Genomic DNA, 18,822 nt, shown 5'->3' with positions numbered 1-18,822 from the left:
GACAGGGAACGGCCTCTCGTTCTGCGTCACCTGACACAGAACGCGAAACCGGGTTGTACGCGCCTTGTACGACCGGGAAGGACTCTGATGTCCCGTCACCCGGAACACGATCCAGGACGGAGCATTCTCGTGAAGATCTCTCGCGTCGCACAGGGCCTTTTCGTGGCCCTCGTCGCCATCGCGGCGGTCGGCGCCTCCCCCGCCGCGCCGGCCGCGACCGCCGCCGTGGGGAACACGGTGGTGTACAAAGAGAAAACAGAAGGTTACGACTGTTTCAGAATCCCCGCCGTCGTCAAGGCGAACAACGGCGAACTGCTCGCGTTCGCCGAGGCCCGCAAGGGCGGTGCCAGCTTCTGCAACGACCGCGGCGACATCGATCTCGTCGTGAAACGCTCGGCCGACAACGGGAAGAGCTGGAGCGCCTCGAAGGTCGTCATCGAAGGTTTCGGTGACACCAAAGGAAACCCGACGCCGATCGTGATCCCCTCCACCGGGCGGATCGTGCTGCTCTCGGTGATGGAATGCGTCAAGAACCCCGACTGCAACCGGATTCCGCGCGTCTCGATCAGCGACGACCACGGCAAGACCTGGGCCGCGCCCAAGGTGCTCACCACGCAACTCGGGTTCGCCACCGCGCCGGAGTGGCTCGCGACCGGCCCGTCGCACGGCATCGTGCTGACACGCGGCGCGCACGCCGGCCGGATCGTCGCCGGGATGAGCTACACCACCGGCGGCAAGAACAGCGGCGCGCTCATCTACAGCGACGATCAGGGTGTCACCTGGAAACGCGGCGCCACCGACAGCCCGGCGGCGACCTTGAACCCGCAGGAGATCAGCGTCACCGAACTGCTCGACGGCCGGGTCTACGCCGCGGCGCGCAACCAGGCCAACAACGGCGACAAGTGCCTGAGCGGCGGCGCGAAGAACCGCGCGTACGCCCTCAGTTCCGACGGCGGCGCGAGCTTCTCGACCAAGTTCACCTTCGAAGAGGACCTGATCACCCCGGTCGTGCAGGCCTCGACCGCGCGGATGACCGCGACCGACAAGGCGGGCAAGTACAACCGGATCCTGTTCGCCGCGCCGTCGGTCTGCGACCGCCGCAAGGAACTCGTCGTGCGCTCGTCGTTCGACGAAGGCGCGAACTGGCAGGGCAACTCCGCCGGAACGCTGGTGTGGAGCGGCGATGCCGCGTACTCCGACATGGTCCAGCTGTCGTCGGGTTCGGTCGGCGTGCTCTACGAAGCGGGCCCGGCGGGCAACGCCAACGAGACCATCCGCTTCTCGACCGTCACCGAGGCGACGCTCGGCGCCCCGGCGTGCGGCAGCGGATACGGCGTGATCGACTCGGCGCCGCTCGGCACGACGGGCACGGTTTACCTGTCCTACAACGCTTCCAACGGACAGAACTGCGTCAGCACGATGAAGAGCGCGTCCGCGGGCACCGCGACCGCGACGTCGGCCTACCTCGAGGTCCAGGGGTCGGCCCGGCTCACCGACTCCGGGTCGTTCTCGTGGTTCGCCGGTCCGGTGCGGGCGGCCGCGGCGGACAAATGCGTGAAGTGGGGCGGTTCCGCGGGCGGGACGAAGTACGACAGCCCTTCGGAACACTGCGGCTGAGCACTGGGTCTCGTGAGTGGTAAGGACGGTTAGAGCGGACCGGTATTCGCCTACCTACGCGTGACCAGGGCGAAGATGGTGTGCGGGAGTCGAGGGGATCGCTCAGGTCTCGGAGTTCGATGACACCGGAATCTCACCGCAGCACGTTCGAGTGTGGAGGATGTTTGATGATGAAGGAATTGGGACGTTGAGCGTCCCGATTCCTTCATCGTCGAGGGGTCGCTCCGGTCTTGGTACTTGATCAACGGAGGATCGGGGACGTTGAGTGTCCCCGATCCTCCGTTGATCAAGACCGTGCCACCCCACAACCTCGCGGACGGCAGTCGAGTGGGGAGGATTTGGGACGTTGAACGTCTCAAATCTTCCCCACTCGCCTACCGGCATCCAGAACAAAGCCCCACAAGCTCACCGAGATGGCATCAGGATCCAGTGGGTAGGCAAACACCGGTCCACCAGAACCGTCCTTACCACTCACGACTTGGGCGGGCGCAACCGTGGAGAAAGCTTGGTGAGCGCCAGCTTTTCCAGCTGTTCCGAAATCTCCGCGAGCCCGGCGTCGAACCGGTCCAGGTCCACGCCCCGGCCGGTCAGGTCGTCGCGGACGTGCTTCTCGACCTTCGCCCAGTCGTTGCGGTACTTGGTCGCGAGTTCTTTCCACGGCACGCCCGCCAGCTCGACGGCGAGGCCGCTGTCGTAGGTCAGCACGCCCCGCACCATCAAGTACGCGATACCCGGGTATCCGAGGTATCCCTGCCAGTAGGACCCGTTGTCGTTGGCCGTGATCGAGCCCGCGGCCGGATCGTGGCGGACGTCGTACGTCTTCGCCTTGTCCGACGACGCGACACGCGCCGTGTCACCGTCGACCTCGACCCGCCCGTCGGCCACCGCGCCGAGCGCCTCGTAGATCTTGATGACCGGGGAAGGCTTCCAGTCCGCGACCACTCAGCCCTCTAACCGTTCGAGCAGGACGACGTCGACCGTGTCACCCTCTCCCTTGCCGATCGCCTTGCGCACGTCGGCCTTCACCGGGAGTTTGTGGGTGCCGTCGCCGAGTGCCATGAACGAACTCCGGAACGGATGTCCGTCGATGGTGCCGCGCACCTTCACCAGCCCTTTGGTGCCGAAGTACTCGGCGGAGCCGGGCATGATCACGTACGTCCAGCCGCCCTTTTCCGGGCTCTTGAGCAGCTTCGCGGTGAACTTTTTGTCCATGCAAACACCCTACAACAGGACACTTATGAAACTGTGCTGTCAAAGGGTGACGCGAATACGCACGCGTCGGCCGACATCGCGTGCCCAGGCCCGGATCGACGGCCAGTCCCGGAAGTCTCCGGCCCAGGGGCCCATCGCCATGATCTTCCAGAACAAACCGCTCGCGGTGGCGGGCGTGAGCTTGCCGCCGAAGGTGGCCGTGCGCTCGGCGTCGATCCGTGCGGCCAGCAGCGCGACTCCTGCGGGCAGGCTGACCCGTTTGCCCGCGGCGAGCGGTCCGCAGGGCCCGCTGTGGAACAGCCAGACCGGGCGGTTCCGGAGCGCTTCCTCGTGTTCGGTGAGCAGGCGCACCGCTTCCGGCCGCCATCGCCGGTGGTGCAGCGCGCTCCCCAAGATCACCGCGCCGTACGGTTCGACGTCCTCGACCTCGGCGGCGTCCAGCAGATCGGCCGTCAGACCGCTCTCGCGCAGCTCGGCGACGATCACCTCGGCGATCTCCCTTGTCCCGCCGGACCGGCCGGCATGGGCGACGAGCACTGCGGTCATGCCTCCATTGTCCGCGCGGCCGCAACCCGTGCCACCGTCCGGCACATCGACACGCCGCATTCGGCTCACCTCTTCACCCGTCGGGGCGTTACCCGGGAGGCAGGAAGGCCGGCCTCGCGGCCGGGTCGGGTTCGTCGTAGTAGCGGTGGAACACCGCGGTCTGCCCGCCGGACAGCGGCGGGACGATCCAGCTCCACTCAGCCTGACAACGGCGGCCCGCGTGTTCTTCCTTGGCGATATGCGTGAGAAACCGCCGCGATTCGGAGTGATGGTCGGCGACGGTCACGCCCGCCGCGTCGAAGGAGTGCTGGACGGCCAGCGTCAGTTCGACCAGCGTGCGGTCACGCCACAGGGTGCGCTCCGACGCCGTCGACAGGCCCATCAGGTCCGCGATCACCGGCAGCAGGTCGTAGCGGTCGGTGTCGGCCAGGTTGCGCGCGCCGACCTCGGTGGCGAGGTACCAGCCGTTGAACGGGGCCGCGGGGTAGGTGATCCCGCCGATGACCAGCCGCATGTTGCTGATCGCCGGTACCGCGTGCCAGCGCAGCCCGAGCCCGGCGAACCAGCGGTGGTCGGGATGTGACAGCGGGACCTCCAGCACGGCGTCCGACGGCAGCCGGAACAGGCGCCGCTCCCCCGGCTCGGACTCGATGAGCAGCGGGAGGACGTCGAACGAGCCTTTGCGCTCGGGCGGGCGCCACCCGTGCTCCCGGACGGTCTCGGTGAAGTCGGCGTGGCGCGGATCGCCCAGCACCGAGCCGTCACTGAGCCGATAGCCCGCGTAGCGGATGAGCTGGTCGTTGTGGATCTTCGGACCGGGCCCGGCGGGGCCGTCCGGCGCGAACACGGTGATGGTCGAACGGATCCGGCCGCCCCGGGTCGCCTCGCGCAAATGGGTGACGCACTCGTCGGCGATGGCGGCGGCGCCCGCGACGTCACGGCGGTCCCGCACCTTCAATCCCTGCCAGTAGAGCCTGCCGATACAGCGCGCGGAGTTCCGCCAGGCCACCCGGGCGCCGAACTCCAGTTCGCCGGTGGTGTGCCGGTACGTGCCGGTCTCGTCGATCTCGGCGCGGACCCCGTCCAGCCGTTCGCGCAGCCGCGTCTCCCCGGCCTCTGTCTCGGTGTGGAAGAGCCGGAGGAAGTCCTCCGCCTCGGCCAGGTCCACGCTCCGTCCCCGCGGCCTCACTTCCGGAGGCAAGCGGGGGATATCCGTCACCCGCATGGAGGCCGTCGATACTTCGGCCTCCCACTCTCCGAATTCGACGCCGGCACCGGCGGCGGGAACGATCACCATTTCCTCCTGCACTCGGAAATGCCCGGAGGATCACGTCTGAGCGGCGAGACGGCCGGGTCCGGACCAGACGAAAGACGATACCCCACAGAAAGACGAGCCCGATCCACCAAATGGCAGAAGCTCCACCATGGATGACATTTCAGCAGGTAGAAAGCTTGATGACGACAACATTTGGAATTGAGTGCGACTTCGCGGGATATTCACGGAATGGGATCCGGAGAAATGATCACACGTCGCAAGATCACCTTATGATCGTTCTATCAGAAGTTATTCTTCACTCTTTCGAGCGTATTCTTTCACGAGGTCTTCTCCTCTTTCCCGGTCCCGGTGTATTGACCCGTGCCCGCCGTCGCTAGAGTGCGGTGATCTCCGGTGGAAAGGAAGGCTCGTGGTGGACAGGCGGATTCCGGTCATCCTGGTCGCGGGCTTCCTCGGCTCCGGGAAGACCACCCTGCTCAACCACCTGCTGGCGAACCGCCAGGGCGCGCGGATCGGTGTCGTGGTCAACGACTTCGGGAGCATCGCGGTCGACGCGATGGCCGTCTCCGGCCAGGTCGACACCATGATGTCGTTCGGGAACGGCTGCCTGTGCTGCGCCGTCGACGCGAGCGGTCTCGACGCCATGCTCGCCAAGCTGTCCGAGGCCGAGGCGGGCATCGACGTCATCGTGATCGAAGCCAGCGGCCTCGCCGAACCGCGTGACCTCATCCGCCTGATGATCGCCAGCGAGAACCCCGCCATCGCCTACGGCGGCCTGGTCGAACTCGTCGACGCGGCCGAGTTCGAGGCGACCAGGAAGCGGCACCCGGAACTGGACGAGCACCTCGGGTTCGCCGACCTCGTCGTGCTCAACAAGACCGACCGCGCCGATGAGGACGCCCTGTCCAAGCTGCGCGGCACGATCGACGAGATCGCGCCCGGCACCCCGGTCATCGCGACCTCCCACGGCCGGATCGACCCCACCCTCTTCTTCGACGCCCGGCCGCGCGACCGGGCCGGGCAGATGTCGTTCGACGACCTCCGCGAGGAGGAGCACGACCACGAGCACCACTTCCACACCGCGTACGACAGCCTCGCCTTCACCGCCGAGCGCCCGCTGGACCCGCGACGGCTGATGGACTTCCTCGAACAGCGCCCCGGCGGGCTCTACCGGATCAAGGGTTTCCTCGACTTCGGCCCGAACGGCCCGCGGTCCCGGTTCGGGCTGCACACGGTGGGCTCGTTCATCCAGCTGGAACGGTCGGCGTGGCCGTCCGGCGGTCCGCGGCGGAGCGAACTGGTGCTGATCGGCTCCGGAATCGACACCGAGGCCGTCACCGCGCGTCTCGAGGAATGCGTCTCGGAGGGTTCCGACGTCGTGGACGAGCGGGGCATGCTGCGCGTCCTGCGTTTCATTCAGGACTGACAAGACCGACAAGACAGACACGCCGAAGGCCGAAATACCGGGAATCGCGGCGCGTCTGCTTGACACTGTTTTCCGGAAGGAATCTCGAGCTGGACCACCTGTATCGGGAGGACAGTTCCATGACGAACACCGCCGGACGCTGGTACCTGGTCGGCGCGCTGCCGGAGGATTCTCCCGCCGCGCACCTGATGACCCGCTCCGAAGACCTTCGCTACCGGCGTTCCGCCTGCGGGGACAAGGAATCCCGGATGTGGACGCCGGTGGATCTCACCACCACCGACGTCGCGCCGTGCCCGAGGTGCGCCGCGACGCTGCCGGGCCACCGCTCCACCCGCAAGGCCGAGCCGGCCGCGAACACGCAACTCGCCTTCGACCTACCGCTCTGACCGCGTTTCGTCCTCTAGTTGCGGTACTTGCGACGCGCAATTACCGCAACTAGAGGACTAATTGCTCTCTTTCTTGGCCCTGCTGGGAGCGACCCGGGGCGGCTCGTTCGGCATCTTCGGGTAGACCGGCGGCCAAGGCGCGTCCATGAGCCCGTTCTCCATGTCCTTTTCGGACATTTCCAGCAGTGGCGCGATCGACTGCGGTTTCGTTTCCTCCCAAGGGTCCCCGCGTTCGGCGAACCGAGCGGGAACGGTGGACAGCGTGAGCTTGTCCGGCTCGACGGTCTCCAGTTCGTCCCAGCCGATCGGCGTCGAAACCTGCCCGCCGACACGCGGCCGCACGCACCACGCGCCGAACACCGTCTTGTGCGGCGCGTTCTGGTTGAAGTCGACGAACACCCGGGAGCCGCGCTCTTCCTTCCACCACTGCGCCGTCATCTCCTCCGGATGACGGCGCTCGAGTTCGCGGGCGAGCGCGACGGCGGCCGCGCGGACCTGGTACGCGTCCCACTTCGGCTCCAGTGGCACGTAAAGATGCAGGCCGCGCGAGCCCGACGTCTTCAGCTGCGCGGTGATGCCGAGCTCTTCGAGCAACGCCTTCGTCAGGACCGCGCCGTGCCTCAGTTCGGGGAACCCGATCCCGGGCGACGGATCGAGGTCGACGCGCAGCTGGTCGCTGATGTCCGGCGCGTCGGCCCGGTTCGGCCAGACGTGGAACCCGAGGCAGCCCTGGTTCACCGCCCAGATGACGTGCGCGAGGTCTTTCGCCACGAGCGCGTCCGACGTGGTGCCGTTCGGAGTGGACACCACCGTCGTGGTCAGCCAGTCCGGCGCGTTCTTCGGGACCCGCTTCTGGAACCACGACTTCCCGCCCGCGCCGTCGGGATAGCGCTCCAGCAGCAAGGGCCGTCCGCCGAGCTGCGCCAGCAGCGGCACCGAAACCGCGCGGTAGTACTCGACGAGGTCCAATTTGGTCTCGCCGTTCTCCGGGAAGTAGACCTTGCCGGGATTGGAGACCGTGAACTCGACGCCTTCGAGGTCCAGCGTGACCGGTTCCGACTTCATGTTTCCCCCAGCTCGGTGAACAACGTGGCCAGCTCGGCGGGCGGAACCTCTTCGAGTTGCGCGTACGTGCAGGACTCCGGCTCGCGGTCGGGGCGGAACCGCACGAGCCTGCCACCGTGGCGGAACCGCGTGCCCTCGACGTGCTCGTAGCGGACCTCGGCGACCCATTCGACGCGGAGCGGCTCCCAGCTCAGATCCTTTTGAGGCGCCCACCGGCTGCCCGCACCGGGCATGCGGCCGCCCGCCTCCTCGTGGGCCTCGGCCCACGAGCGCCAGGGGTGGTTCTCCAGTGCGTTTTCCCGCAGTGGCGCGAGTTCGTCCACCAGTTCACGACGCCTCGCGGCGGTGAAGCTGCTCGCGACGCCCACGTGGTGCAGGACGCCCTCGTCGTTGTAGAGCCCGAGCAGCAGCGAACCGACGCCCACCCCGTCCTTGTGCCACCGGAACCCGACGACGACGCAGTCCGCGGTCCGCTGATGCTTGACCTTCCACATCACCCGCTTGTCCTGTTCGTACGGTGCGTCGGCGGGTTTGGCCATCACCCCGTCGAAACCCGCGCCCTCGAAGCGGGTGAACCAGTCCTGCGCGACGTCGGGATCCTCGGACAGCGGGGTGAGGTGCACCCGGGCGAACTTCGTGTCGACGACGCTTTCGAGCAGCTTCCGCCGCTCCCCGAACGGCTCCGGCGTCAGATCCCGGTCTTCGAGGGCGAGCAGGTCGAACACCACGAAACTCGTCGGTGTCTCCTCGGCCAGTTTGTTCACCCGGGACGCCGCCGGGTGCAGGCGAAGCTGGAGCGCCTCGAAGTCGAGCCCGCCCTCGGTGACCAGCACGATCTCGCCGTCGACGACGCAGCGCTCGGGCAGCGCCTCCTTGAGCAGGCCGACCAGCTCGGGGAAGTACCTCGTCAGTGGCCTGTCGTTGCGCGAGCCCAGGACGACCTCGTCACCGTCGCGGAAGACCACGCAGCGGAAGCCGTCCCACTTCGGCTCGTACAGCAGCCCCGGCGTGCGCGGCAATTCGTGCACGGCCTTGGCCAGCATCGGCTTCACAGGCGGCATCACGGGCAGTTCCACGAGGTGATCCTAGGCCGGTCCACCGACAAAAGCGCGACGTCAGAGCTCCGCCAGCAACAATCCGCTGCGTGGTTTCGGCGTGAAATAAGTGGCCTTCCTCGGCATCCGCGCCCCTGCCGCGTGCACGGCAAGTACCTCCGCGTACGGGACCGGGGCCAGCAGCAACACCGCGTCCGCGTCTTCGGGCACCGGGGCTCCCGGCAGCAGCGGCCGCAGGTTCGGCCCTTCCGGATCGACGCCGAGCGCCCCGCGGAGCAGCTCCTGCTCGACCAGGGCGTGGTCGAGACCCGCCTTGCCGAGCACGACCCGGAATGCCGACGCTCCCGCCAGCACGGTCACCTCACCGGCCTCGGCGGGCGGATCCGGACTGCCGGGGTGCACGTCGAACCCCGCCTCGGTCCATCGCCGGACCAGCGTGCCCGCGTCGAGGCCGGTGCCGGTGAGCGCCCGGTGGATGGGCCCGATCCGCAGTCCCGGTCCCCCGGTGACCAGCGCCAGTAGCGCGCCGCGCCCCGACTCCGCGGCGGCCGCGACGCGGTGGTTTCCGTCCGCGACCAGGAGATCCATCTCGTCCAGGGCCGCCAGCAGCTCGGACTGGCCGTCGCCGGGACCGGTGAGCCACAGCTGGTGTTTGCGGCCCACGCCGTCCACTGTGGACAGCGTGGGCACCTGCCCCCGGCAGGTCCGTTCGATCAGCGCGGTCAGCTCACGGCCACCGGTCGCGGGCACCAGCATGGCGGCGCTCGTGGCGACCCCGAGTCCGGCGAGCATCGCGGCACGCTCCGCGACGACGTCCGGATAGACGTCCTCGGTGTGCCGGACCCGCGTCACCCCGTCGTCCCGGACCGCGGCGGGGTCGACCAGGCACAGCACACCCAGCGCGACGCCGTCCGGCCCGTCGATGCGGTACGGCGCGACGACGGCGGTGACCGGACGGTAGTGCCGTTCGCGGATACGCTCGAACGTCGCCCTGGCCTGCGGCAGCGCAGCCTCGATCGAGAGGCCGCCCGCCAGCGCGGCCGGGGTTCTGGCCGGATGCTGGACCGCCAGCAGGGTGTCACCTCGCGCCTCCGCGAGCGCGGCGACGACCCGGTCCGGGTCGGCGAACTCGTCGACGTCGGGCCCCGGGACGGTGTCGCGGACAACCCAGCCACGGTCGATCGGGCGGATCCAAGTGCTCATCCGACCCATTTTGCGGGAAACCTCACGGAACAAATCGATCCCATGACCGGGTGTCTCCATGGAATGCTTACCCATGCGAAGCAGTTGACGCCCTTCATGAGCCCGAGGAGACCGCCACAGATGACCACCCCGGCCCCGGTCACCGCGAAGGAAGGGGTCGGTTTCCGCTCCGCACGCGGCCCCGTCCTGATCGCCGTGATGCTGTGCTCCGGCCTGATCGCCCTGGACTCGACCATCATCGCGACGGCGGTTCCGTCGGTGGTCGCGGACCTGGGCGGGTTCTCGCAGTTCCCGTGGCTGTTCTCGATCTACCTGCTGACCCAGGCGGTCACCGTGCCGCTGTACGGCAAGTTCGCCGACGTGCTCGGCAGGCGGCCGGTGATGTTCTTCGGGATCGCGGCGTTCCTGCTGGGCTCGGTGCTCTGCGGCGCGGCCTGGAGCATGCCGGTGCTGATCGCCGCCCGCGCGGTGCAGGGCATCGGCGCGGGCGCCATCCAGCCGATCGCGCTGACCATGGTCGGCGACATGTACACCGTCGAGGAACGCGCCAGGGTGCAAGGCTACCTCGCCAGCGTGTGGGCCATCTCGTCGGTGATCGGCCCGACACTGGGCGGCGTGTTCGCCGAGTACCTCGACTGGCGCTGGATCTTCTTCATCAACCTGCCACTCGGCGCGCTGGCGGCGTGGATGCTGCACCGGAACTTCCGCGAGCGCGTCGAACGCCGCTCGCACCGCATCGACTACCTCGGCGCCACGCTGCTCACCCTCGGCTGCTCGCTGCTGATCCTCGGCCTGCTGGAAGGCGGGGTGGCTTGGGGCTGGGCGTCCGCACCGAGCCTGGGGATCTTCGCCGGCGCGGTGGTGCTGCTGGTGTCGTTCGTGTTCGTGGAACGCAAGGCCGAAGAACCGGTCCTGCCGCTGTGGATCTTCACCAAACGGACGCTGATCGGCGGGAACCTGGTCGCCGTCGTCGTCGGCATGCTGCTGATGGGCCTCACCTCGTACCTGCCGACCTTCTCGCAGGGTGTGCTCGGCACCGGCGCGCTCGTCGCCGGATTCGCGCTGGCGGCGCTGACCGTCGGCTGGCCGATCTCGGCGTCGCTGGCGGGCCGGATCTACATGCGGATCGGGTTCCGGGACACCGCGCTGATCGGCAGCGGGATCGTCATCGCGGGCGCGGCGCTCACGGTGTTCCTGGCGTCGGGTTCGTCGATCTGGCTGGCGGCCGCGGCCGCGTTCGTCCTAGGGATCGGGCTGGGCCTGGCGTCGAGCCCGACGCTGATCGCCGTGCAGTCCACCATCGGCTGGGAACGCCGCGGGGTCGTCACCGCGACCAACATGTTCAGCCGCTCGCTGGGCAGCGCGGTCGGCGTGGCGATGTTCGGCGCGATCGCGAACGCCACCCTCGCGAACCGCTTCGCGAACCCGCCCGCCGGGGTCGTCGGCCTGCCGTCGGGCGTCGACGCGACCAGCGTCGTCCTGGAGGGCCATGGCCCGGACACCCCGACGACGACGTTCGTGCGCGGCGCCCTCGCGGACGCCACGCACCACGTCTTCCTGGCGATGCTGGTGGTCGCCGTGCTCAGCGTCGGCGCGCTGCTGCTGATGCCGCGGCGGACCGAAGAGCTGAAGTTCGACTGAAGTACGTGAAGGCCCCCGGCTAGTTCTGCATCGGGACGGCGTGCTCGACGAAGTTCTCCACGAACCGCTCGATCGGCTCCGGCCCGGCCGGGTAGAGCACGAACTTGCTCAGCCCGGCGTCGATGTACTCGGCGATCAGGTCGCGGGCGTCGCTCCAGCTGCCCGCGATCAGCCGCGACGGATCCGCGTCGGACCGTGCCGCGACCGAGGCCGCGAGCGCGTCCGGGATCCCGTCCTCGGCGACGATGAGGCTGATCCCGAAGTGGTCGGCCTCGACCTCCCGGTCCGCCTCGGCGGCGGCCTCCTGGATCGCCTCGCGGCCCGCGCGCGCCTCCTCCGGTGTCAGGAAGCTGGCCAGCCAGCCGTCCGCGAGCCTGCCGATCCGCCGCAGCGCGCCGGGTGCCTTCCCGCCGAGCCAGAGGTCGAGCCGTTTCAGCGGGCGCATGCCGAGCCCCACGCCCTCGACCCGGAAGAACTCGCCCTCGAAGGTCACCTCTTCCTGTTCCAGCAGCGCCTTGATCAGGAGCAACGACTCGTCGAACACCGCGGCGCGGCGGCCGGGCGGCACCGGGAACAGCGGCAGTTCCGCGTCGCGCGCGGGCTTCAGGCCGAAGACCGGGAGGACCCTTTTCGGTGCGAGCGCGGCGAGGGAGGCGAGTTGTTTGGCGACCAGCACCGGGTCGCGGCCGGGCAGCACCATCACGCCCGTGCCGACCTTCAGTTTCGAGGTGCGGGCGAGCGCGTGCGTCAGCCCGACGACCGGGTCGATCCTGGGCGAGTACACCGCCTCGGGCAGCCAGAGCGAATCGATGCCCGCCTGCTCCAGCAGGTCGACAGCGGCACCGAACTCCTCGGGCGCCGTCCCGGTCCCCAATCCCGCGCCGACCCTGATCTTCAGGTCCTCCGCCACACTCGCTCCCTTCCGCGGGCCCTGGATGCGGGCCGGTGTCCAGTGTTCCCACCCGGCCCCGGCGTGAACAACCCCGCACAAGCATGGACTCGCCCCGCGAATCCCCCGTACATTCCAGTGTTGTGCGGGCCGTTCCCGCACGGATTGGGGGATTTTTCGATGGCAGGGCAGGCTCTACGCGGCTGGACGCGATGCTTCCACCCGGCACCGGCGGCCGAGACGCGGCTCGTCGTCTTCCCGCACGCCGGTGGCTCGGCGAGCGCGTATCGCCCGCTCGCGGCGGCCCTCTCCCCCACCCTCGAGGTGCACACCGCCCAGTACCCGGGACGGCAGGACCGCATGGGCGAGCCGGTCATCGACGATCTGCACGCCCTCTCCGAGCAGCTGGTGGACGTCGTCGCCGCGCTCCCGAAGCCCTTCGCCCTCTTCGGCCACAGCATGGGCGCCATCGTCGCGTTCGAGGTCGCCCGGCTGCTCGAAGCGCGCGGCCTGGTTCCGGCGGCGCTGTTCGTCTCGGCCCGCCGCGGGCCGGACCTGCACAAGGAGAAAATGCACCATCTCGCCGACGACGCCACGTTCCTGGCCGAGGTCAGCCGTCTCGGCGGCACGGCCGCGATGATCCTCGACGACCCGGACATCCGCGCCCTCGCGTTGCCCGCGCTGCGCGGCGACTACAAGGCCGTCGAGACCTACCGCTACCGGCCGGGCCCCGACGTGAGCTGCCCGATCGTGGCGCTCGCCGGCGACGCGGACCCGGTCCTGGACGTGCCCGATCTCGAAAACTGGCGCGAGCACACCACCGGCACCTTCGAGACGGAGGTGTTCGAGGGCGGGCATTTCTTCCTCGACGACCATCTGGACGCCATCGTGGCCCGCGTCCTCGGCAAGCTGACCGTCAGTCCCTGACGCCTTCCCTGTTCGCCCACGCGACGACCTCGGTCCGGTTCGCCAGCCCCAGTTTCGCCAGGATGCTCCGGACGTGGCTTTCCACCGTGCGTTCGGAAAGCACGAGCTTCTCGGCGATCCGGCGGTTGCTCAGCGCGTCGGCGAGCAGGACGACGATCTCGCGTTCCCGGCCGGTGAGCGGGTCGGCGGCGCGGCGTCCGGCGCGGATCCGGTCGAGCAGTGCCGTGGCCCGCGCGAGTGGGCCCGGCATCACCAGCCGACGGAACTCGTCGAGAGCTTCGCGCGCGATCCCTTGCGCACGAACGAGATCGCCCTGGGCGACCAGGACTTCGGCGAGCAGCAGCCTCGCCGAAGCGACACCCGGCCGGGCGCCGATGCTTTCGTTGACGGCGATGGTCTGCTCGTACAGCCGCACCGCCTCGTCGTGGCGGCCGAGAAGGGCGTTGAGCCGCGCGGGCTGTTCCAGGGTCGAACCGGTGCAGAAGACGCCGGCGCCGCCAGACACGATCGGCCGCACCTCTTCGAGGCGCCGCAACAGGTACTCCGCCATCTCGACGTCACCGAAGGCCTCGACCAGCGGCACGAGGTTGGGCAGCGCGCCGGTCGTGTGCAGTGCGAACTCCGGGCTCCGCACCAAGGGCACCAGTTGCTCGTACCGGACCCTCGCCTCGTCGATGTTGCCCGTGATCAGGCTCAGCAACGGCCGTGAAACCAGCGTGACCGGCAGATGCGGGGCCCGGTCGAGCAAAGCCGCGTAGTCCCCACGCAGGTCGCGAGGATCCCCCGTGAGCAACACGAGCTGGGTACGGAACGCGTAGGACATCCCTTTCGCGGAGAAGTCGTCCGCGAGTTCGGTGTCCGCCAGTTCCTCCGCCTCGAAGTCGAGTTCGCGCGCCTCGGCCAGATCTCCCCGCAACGCCAGCACCGAACTGCGCAGCCGCAGATCGTGCCAGCGGACCAGCGGCAGCCTGGTCAGCCGCGCCAGCGTCGTCACCGCGACGAGTTCGTCGTCGACGAGCGCCATCCGCCCGTCCTCCAGCGCGGCGTCGATCCGCCATTTGTGGCCCCACAAGGAAACCAGCGGCTGCCCGGTCCGCGCGCCCAGTTCGGCCGCGAGTGCCCCGAGGCGCAGCCGCTCGGCCGGCGGCAGGGTCTCCGGGGCGACCTTCATCCGCGCGCGGACGGTGTCGACCAGCGCCTCGGGATCACCGTCCTCTTCAGCGAGCGCGAAAGCCTCGTCGGCGAGCTTCCCCGCTTCGGCGAACCGGCCGTAGTCGGCTTCCACCGACGCGCTGTGCGCCAGCAGGCGGGCCCGCGTCGCCTTGTCGACCCCGTCCGCGGCGAGCGCGCGGGCGGCGAGATCGCGGATGCCCGGCAGGAGATCCGGCGCCGCGACGTCGCGGACCACCAGCGCCGCGCGGGCGACCAGACCGGCATCGGCGGCACGCCGGGCGTGGTCGAGACTGCGCGCGAACCGGCCGGTCCGGTATTCGGCGACGGCGAGATCGAGCAGCAACCCGCCACGGTCCACTTCGGACAGTCCGGCCTTCGCGCGCGCGTCCAACGCGATCGCCAGGAACCGCGCCGCTTCGTCGAAGGCCAGCGCCCGGTTCGCTTCGGCGGCCGCGAGCGCCGCCCACTCCGCCGTCTTCTCCGGCGCGGACGCCGAGCGCAGCCAATGCCCCGCGACGGTCCCGGCCAAGGCGGGATCACGCCGGGCGCGTTCCTCGAGCGCGGCCGCGGCCCGGCCGTGCAACGCTTCCCGCTCACCTTGGCCCAAATCCGCGTAGACACCGTCACGGACGACGGCGTGCGCGAACCGGCCGGAACCCAGCACCCCGGCCTGGACGGCTTGGTCGAGTCCATCGACGACGTCTCCGAGCGGAAGACCGGACACCTCCGCCAGCACGGGGGCGTCGACGTCCTCGCCGAGGACCGCCGCGATGGCGATCAGCCGCCGCACTCCGGGCTCCAGAGCCGCCACCGCGGCGCGCACGAGGTGCCCGAGTTCCGACCTGCCCGCCGAACGCGCGATCGCACCGAGATAGAGCGGATTCCCGCCGGAGCGGCGATGCGCCTCGCGGACGTCTCCCTCGGCGGGCGGCGATCCCGCCAGTTCGGCGAGCAGCACCCGGACGTCGGGCTCGGCCAGCGGCGGCAATGAGATGCTCCGCGCGCCAGGGCGGCGCAAGAGATCCGGCAGGGCGGCGTCCAGCGCGGGGGTGTGCCCGGTGTCCCGATGCGTCGCGATCACGGCCAGCTTCGAGCGCCGCAACTCGCCCGCCAAATGCCGCAGCAGGCGCAAGGAAGCCTCGTCGGCCCAGTGGAGGTCTTCGAGGACGACGACCAGGCCCGACGGCTCCGCGGCGGCCACCAGCGCGTCGGCCGCGGCCGCCACCAGCCGGAAGCGTGCCGCTTGGACGTCGGCGGCACCCTCGGTCTCGGCGAACGCGGCCGTCACGGCCGAATCGACCGACGGCAGCGCCTCGACGACCCGCCGCCACGGCCACAGCGGCGGCGCGCCCGGGTCGTCGGCGCACCGCCCCCAGACGACTCCGGACGCCGAGGCCGTCGCCTCCTCGACCAGGCGGGTCTTGCCGATCCCGGGCGGCCCGGAGACGAGCACGAGCCCGCCGGAGCCCGCGGCGGCGTCGGCGAGCCTGCCGCGCAGGGTCGCCAGTTCGCCCGCCCGGCCCACGAACGGTTCCCGGTTCACGGAAGGAGTATCGCTCTCCGGGCCCGATTCCGTATCCCTCTGCGTACTGGCACTGATGTCCGGGGGCCTCCGCCGGCGCAGAGTCGAGGGCGTCCGACGGGAAAGGAAAGCCCATGTACGCCACCGTCCACCAGTTCCGGCGTTCGCACGCCGACGAGTCCGACGGCTGGGGCCACGCCCTCGCCGCCGAGCTGCACCCCGGCACCGGTTCTCCGGGCACCTGCACCCTCGCCCAGGTCGGCGGGACGACCGGGCTCGTCGTCGTGCTGTGGCGCGACCGCGGGTCCGCGCTCGCCGCCGCCGACCGCCGCACTCCCGGCACGTCCGACGCTCGCGTGTACGAGGTCTCCGACGTCGAAAGCGGCGCGGCCGAACCCCGGATCGCGCAGGCGACCTGGTTCGACCGCCCGCTCACCCAGGCCGAGGCCGACGCCGCCGACTTCGGCGGACGTGAACGGATCTGGCCCGCCGTCCGGAAGCTCGACGGGGTCGGCGGGTTCTACGTCCTGACCGCCGAAGACCGGTCCAGCCTCGTGCTCGGCTTCACCGAGTCGATCGAGGCGTTGGAAGCCGTCCAGAAGGCGGTGATGAGCACGGAGCTGCTGCCCGGTGAGGATCCCGCGCTGCTCCCCGGCCCGGACCGGGTCGACGTCCACCGCGTGCTCCACACGTCCCTGCCCGCACACGGCCTGGTGGGTGAGCCGCGATGACCGCCGGGACGTCCTCGCGCACCGGTACCTGGACCGTGCTCGCCGAGAAGACCTCGGCCGCGTTCACCGTCCGGAACTTCGGATTCCGCGAGGTCCACGGCTCGATCCCGGTCAGTCTGGGCTCGGTGAAGGTCTCCGCGAGCGGTGTCACCGCGGTGGAAGCGGCGCTGAACCTCGACCGGATCGACACCGGGCACGCCAAACGCGACGCCGACCTGCGCAAACCCGGTCTGCTCGCGATCGACGCGCATCCTGTGCTGACCTTCGCGGCGGACCGGATCGAAGGCGGCCCCGGCGAGTGGTCGGTCGAAGGCACCCTCGGCGCACGCGGCGAGTCATGCTCGCTCACGCTGACCGCGACCGGGCCGGAAGACAACGGCGACGGCACCTGGCGGGTGCGTGCCCGGGGCGTCTTCGACCGGCAGGCGATCGGTCTCCGCGCGCCGAGGTTCCTGATCGGCCGGGAGATCGCGATCGCGCTCGACGTGGCCCTCGCCCCGCCTGGCTGATCAGGCCCAGGCGGAGAGCTCCTTGGCCAGTGCGGACGGTCCGCCGGCGGTGCGCAACGTCGGCGGACCGGGCCAGCAGTCCTGGTGGTCGCCGGTGCGCAGGGTCTCGGCGAACCGCGCGACCAGCCGCGGCGGCGACGCGGCCGACCGTCCGCCGAGATAGGCGACGACGACGTGGTGCTCGTCGCCGGCGTGCGTCGCGACCGCGGCCGACCAGCCGTGCTCCTCGTGCCACAGCAGATCGACGTCACGTTCGGGGAAGCCGGGAAGGCGCCAGTTCAGCCTCATCCGGGCGGTGACCGGGCCGGTGAGGTCGGCCGTGCACGAATCCATCCGTATCCCCAGCGCCGATGCCACGTCCTCCAGATAGGCGTTCAGCCTGGTCATGAGATCCAGACCTGCTTCCGTGGGGGCGGGGGTCGAGGTGGTCACGGTCCCTCAGCTTCCTGTCATCTTGAGTTGGCGTGACGGGAATTACCCACCCGGGCGCGGCTTCACACCCTCATTTCGTCACACCCCGGTTTCGGTTCGCTCAAGCCGTGGCCTCGATGACGCGGGTCAGTGCTTTGTGCAGCGCCTCCAGCTCGGAGACCTCCATGCCGAGCTTCTCCACTACGCGGTACGGGATCTTCTCGGCCTCCGCGCGCAACGCGCGACCCGATTCCGTCAGCTCGACCGTCAGCAGCCGCTCGTCCTCGGCACTACGCCGGCGAGTGACGTAACCGATCGCCTCCAGTCGCTTGAGCAGCGGTGACAGCGTCGCGGGCTCGGCGCGCAGAGCGACACTCAGGTCCTTCACCGCCTGTGGTCCCCGCTCCCACAGCGCCAGCATGACGAGGTACTGCGGATGGGTGAGCCCGTGCGGCTCCAGCAGCGGACGGTAGATGGCGATGACACTGCGCGACGCGACCGACAGCGCGAAACACACCTGACGTTCCAGCGCGAGCGGGTCCTCGCCCAGATCGATCGACTTCATCTCCGGCCCTTCCGAGTTCATGCCGCCGATCCTAGCCGTGGCGTGCACGACACTAATGATTAGCGTACTAACCGTTAGTGTACTGTGGCGAACATCGAAGGAAGGGAGTCGTCCGATGCCCCGCATGCGCCCGGATGTGTTCCGCTGGCTGTGGTACTCACTCGGCGGCAGGCTGCCCGAGCGCTACCACGACTGGATCCTCCACGACGCGACCACCGGAAGCTGGCGCTGGCGGCACGTCGCCCGCAGCACGGTGATGATCGCCCCGCTGTGCGCGGTGTGGCTGCTCCTGCCCGGCCCGCTCCCCCTGCGGCTGGCGATCGTGCTGATGGCCGCGCTCGTGGCGTACTTCTACTCGATGGCCTACATGGAGGAGAGCATCGAGCACCGGCTCGCCAAGAACGGCTTCCCGCCGGGCACCGGCCGCCGGACCCGCGCCGAGGCCATCGCGGTCGCGGAGGCGGATATCACCGAGCGATATCTCGCGCGCTACCGCTCGCCGAACTCCTGACCTCGCTCGCGACGTGCCGGTCGCGGTGTCGCGAAAGCCACTCAGTGTCAGGGTTGGTGTGACCGCTTGTTGTGTGGTTAGGGTCCGGTCTTGGTCGCGTGGTGACTCAGAAAGCCACTGCCTTGCTGGCTTGTGAAAGAACTGTCCAGCGTGATCA

19 protein-coding genes are annotated in these 18,822 nt (G+C 69.5%); 8 read left to right on the top strand and 11 right to left on the bottom strand.

Annotated elements, in window-relative coordinates; genetic code table 11:
- Positions 1 to 129 precede the first annotated feature (129 nt).
- Entirely contained in the window at positions 130 to 1,617 is a 1,488-nt protein-coding gene (locus ACLJPX_RS00095) for a sialidase family protein (RefSeq protein WP_410598111.1), read from the top strand.
- 471 nt (positions 1,618 to 2,088) lie between these two features.
- Here ACLJPX_RS00095 and ACLJPX_RS00090 read toward each other — a convergent pair whose 3' ends face one another.
- From ACLJPX_RS00090 to ACLJPX_RS00075, 4 genes are all read right to left on the bottom strand, one after another.
- Complete coding sequence (locus tag ACLJPX_RS00090; protein ID WP_410598110.1) at positions 2,089 to 2,559, bottom strand: hypothetical protein; 471 nt, start codon at positions 2,557 to 2,559, stop codon at positions 2,089 to 2,091.
- Positions 2,560 to 2,829 (bottom strand): DUF1905 domain-containing protein, encoded by a 270-nt coding sequence (locus ACLJPX_RS00085; protein ID WP_101606931.1) that lies wholly within the window; start codon positions 2,827 to 2,829, stop codon positions 2,560 to 2,562. It abuts the gene before it with no gap.
- 39 nt (positions 2,830 to 2,868) lie between these two features.
- The gene (locus tag ACLJPX_RS00080; protein WP_168214289.1) at positions 2,869 to 3,375 is read right to left on the bottom strand and encodes a flavodoxin domain-containing protein; all 507 of its coding nucleotides are present in this window, start codon (positions 3,373 to 3,375) and stop codon (positions 2,869 to 2,871) included.
- An 88-nt stretch (positions 3,376 to 3,463) separates the two neighbouring features.
- Positions 3,464 to 4,672 carry a nitric oxide synthase oxygenase gene (locus tag ACLJPX_RS00075; RefSeq protein WP_410598109.1) on the bottom strand — a complete coding sequence of 403 codons (1,209 nt, stop codon included), beginning with the start codon at positions 4,670 to 4,672 and terminating at the stop codon, positions 3,464 to 3,466.
- A gap of 388 nt (positions 4,673 to 5,060) precedes the next feature.
- On the opposite strand from ACLJPX_RS00075, the gene ACLJPX_RS00070 reads away from it, so the two are divergent.
- Both ACLJPX_RS00070 and ACLJPX_RS00065 read left to right on the top strand, forming a co-directional pair.
- Positions 5,061 to 6,077: a CobW family GTP-binding protein gene (locus ACLJPX_RS00070; protein ID WP_410598108.1), complete on the top strand. Its 1,017-nt coding sequence runs from the start codon at positions 5,061 to 5,063 to the stop codon at positions 6,075 to 6,077.
- Positions 6,078 to 6,196: 119 nt separating this feature from the next.
- On the top strand, positions 6,197 to 6,463 hold the full coding sequence (locus ACLJPX_RS00065) for a hypothetical protein (RefSeq protein WP_101613101.1): 267 nt from the start codon (positions 6,197 to 6,199) through the stop codon (positions 6,461 to 6,463).
- A gap of 57 nt (positions 6,464 to 6,520) precedes the next feature.
- Here ACLJPX_RS00065 and ligD read toward each other — a convergent pair whose 3' ends face one another.
- Genes ligD through ACLJPX_RS00050 form a run of 3 tightly spaced genes read right to left on the bottom strand, consistent with a single transcriptional unit; the run spans position 6,521 to position 9,795 of the window.
- Entirely contained in the window at positions 6,521 to 7,528 is a 1,008-nt protein-coding gene (ligD, locus tag ACLJPX_RS00060) for a non-homologous end-joining DNA ligase (protein WP_410598107.1), read from the bottom strand.
- Complete coding sequence (locus ACLJPX_RS00055; RefSeq protein ID WP_410598106.1) at positions 7,525 to 8,604, bottom strand: ATP-dependent DNA ligase; 1,080 nt, start codon at positions 8,602 to 8,604, stop codon at positions 7,525 to 7,527. The genes ligD and ACLJPX_RS00055 overlap by 4 nt, the downstream gene beginning before the upstream one ends.
- A gap of 39 nt (positions 8,605 to 8,643) precedes the next feature.
- The gene (locus ACLJPX_RS00050) at positions 8,644 to 9,795 is read right to left on the bottom strand and encodes a DUF1015 family protein (protein WP_410598105.1); all 1,152 of its coding nucleotides are present in this window, start codon (positions 9,793 to 9,795) and stop codon (positions 8,644 to 8,646) included.
- Positions 9,796 to 9,906: 111 nt separating this feature from the next.
- On the opposite strand from ACLJPX_RS00050, the gene ACLJPX_RS00045 reads away from it, so the two are divergent.
- A complete protein-coding gene (locus ACLJPX_RS00045) occupies positions 9,907 to 11,427 on the top strand; it encodes an MDR family MFS transporter (RefSeq protein ID WP_410598104.1) in 1,521 nt (506 codons plus the stop codon).
- A 19-nt stretch (positions 11,428 to 11,446) separates the two neighbouring features.
- Here ACLJPX_RS00045 and ACLJPX_RS00040 read toward each other — a convergent pair whose 3' ends face one another.
- Entirely contained in the window at positions 11,447 to 12,337 is an 891-nt protein-coding gene (locus ACLJPX_RS00040; RefSeq protein ID WP_410598103.1) for a TIGR03854 family LLM class F420-dependent oxidoreductase, read from the bottom strand.
- A gap of 159 nt (positions 12,338 to 12,496) precedes the next feature.
- Between ACLJPX_RS00040 and ACLJPX_RS00035 the strand changes: the two genes are divergently transcribed.
- Entirely contained in the window at positions 12,497 to 13,243 is a 747-nt protein-coding gene (locus ACLJPX_RS00035; RefSeq protein ID WP_410598102.1) for a thioesterase II family protein, read from the top strand.
- On the opposite strand, the gene ACLJPX_RS00030 is transcribed toward ACLJPX_RS00035, so the two are convergent.
- On the bottom strand, positions 13,233 to 15,959 hold the full coding sequence (locus tag ACLJPX_RS00030) for an ATP-binding protein (protein ID WP_410598101.1): 2,727 nt from the start codon (positions 15,957 to 15,959) through the stop codon (positions 13,233 to 13,235). The two genes, ACLJPX_RS00035 and ACLJPX_RS00030, sit on opposite strands and share 11 nt — an antisense overlap.
- A 113-nt stretch (positions 15,960 to 16,072) precedes the next feature.
- Here ACLJPX_RS00030 and ACLJPX_RS00025 point away from each other — a divergent pair, with 113 nt between their 5' ends.
- The gene (locus ACLJPX_RS00025) at positions 16,073 to 16,669 is read left to right on the top strand and encodes a hypothetical protein (protein WP_410598100.1); all 597 of its coding nucleotides are present in this window, start codon (positions 16,073 to 16,075) and stop codon (positions 16,667 to 16,669) included.
- Positions 16,666 to 17,178: a YceI family protein gene (locus tag ACLJPX_RS00020; RefSeq protein WP_410598099.1), complete on the top strand. Its 513-nt coding sequence runs from the start codon at positions 16,666 to 16,668 to the stop codon at positions 17,176 to 17,178. Before ACLJPX_RS00025 ends, ACLJPX_RS00020 begins: the two co-directional genes overlap by 4 nt.
- Here ACLJPX_RS00020 and ACLJPX_RS00015 read toward each other — a convergent pair whose 3' ends face one another.
- Both ACLJPX_RS00015 and ACLJPX_RS00010 read right to left on the bottom strand, forming a co-directional pair.
- On the bottom strand, positions 17,179 to 17,610 hold the full coding sequence (locus ACLJPX_RS00015) for a DUF6292 family protein (RefSeq protein WP_101606922.1): 432 nt from the start codon (positions 17,608 to 17,610) through the stop codon (positions 17,179 to 17,181).
- Between the two features lie 100 nt (positions 17,611 to 17,710).
- Entirely contained in the window at positions 17,711 to 18,154 is a 444-nt protein-coding gene (locus ACLJPX_RS00010) for a MarR family winged helix-turn-helix transcriptional regulator (protein WP_101613097.1), read from the bottom strand.
- A gap of 115 nt (positions 18,155 to 18,269) precedes the next feature.
- Between ACLJPX_RS00010 and ACLJPX_RS00005 the strand changes: the two genes are divergently transcribed.
- A complete protein-coding gene (locus tag ACLJPX_RS00005; protein WP_410598098.1) occupies positions 18,270 to 18,665 on the top strand; it encodes a DUF5313 domain-containing protein in 396 nt (131 codons plus the stop codon).
- Positions 18,666 to 18,822 lie beyond the last annotated feature (157 nt).

It is taken from the genome of Amycolatopsis sp. lyj-90, from assembly GCF_046549035.1.
GTDB lineage: Bacteria > Actinomycetota > Actinomycetes > Mycobacteriales > Pseudonocardiaceae > Amycolatopsis.
Note: the sequence above shows the minus strand (reverse complement) of the source record. Positions and strands in the feature narration are given on the sequence as shown.

Coding starts and splice junctions, on each gene's coding strand:
- ACLJPX_RS00035 (WP_410598102.1), top strand. CDS start 12,497: ATGGCAGGGCAGGCTCTACGCGGCTGGACGCGATGCTTCCACCCGGCA.
- ACLJPX_RS00005 (WP_410598098.1), top strand. CDS start 18,270: ATGCCCCGCATGCGCCCGGATGTGTTCCGCTGGCTGTGGTACTCACTC.
- ACLJPX_RS00075 (WP_410598109.1), bottom strand. CDS start 4,672: ATGGTGATCGTTCCCGCCGCCGGTGCCGGCGTCGAATTCGGAGAGTGG.
- ACLJPX_RS00080 (WP_168214289.1), bottom strand. CDS start 3,375: ATGACCGCAGTGCTCGTCGCCCATGCCGGCCGGTCCGGCGGGACAAGG.
- ACLJPX_RS00085 (WP_101606931.1), bottom strand. CDS start 2,829: ATGGACAAAAAGTTCACCGCGAAGCTGCTCAAGAGCCCGGAAAAGGGC.
- ACLJPX_RS00050 (WP_410598105.1), bottom strand. CDS start 9,795: ATGGGTCGGATGAGCACTTGGATCCGCCCGATCGACCGTGGCTGGGTT.
- ACLJPX_RS00010 (WP_101613097.1), bottom strand. CDS start 18,154: ATGAAGTCGATCGATCTGGGCGAGGACCCGCTCGCGCTGGAACGTCAG.
- ACLJPX_RS00065 (WP_101613101.1), top strand. CDS start 6,197: ATGACGAACACCGCCGGACGCTGGTACCTGGTCGGCGCGCTGCCGGAG.
- ACLJPX_RS00045 (WP_410598104.1), top strand. CDS start 9,907: ATGACCACCCCGGCCCCGGTCACCGCGAAGGAAGGGGTCGGTTTCCGC.
- ligD (WP_410598107.1), bottom strand. CDS start 7,528: ATGAAGTCGGAACCGGTCACGCTGGACCTCGAAGGCGTCGAGTTCACG.
- ACLJPX_RS00020 (WP_410598099.1), top strand. CDS start 16,666: ATGACCGCCGGGACGTCCTCGCGCACCGGTACCTGGACCGTGCTCGCC.
- ACLJPX_RS00025 (WP_410598100.1), top strand. CDS start 16,073: ATGTACGCCACCGTCCACCAGTTCCGGCGTTCGCACGCCGACGAGTCC.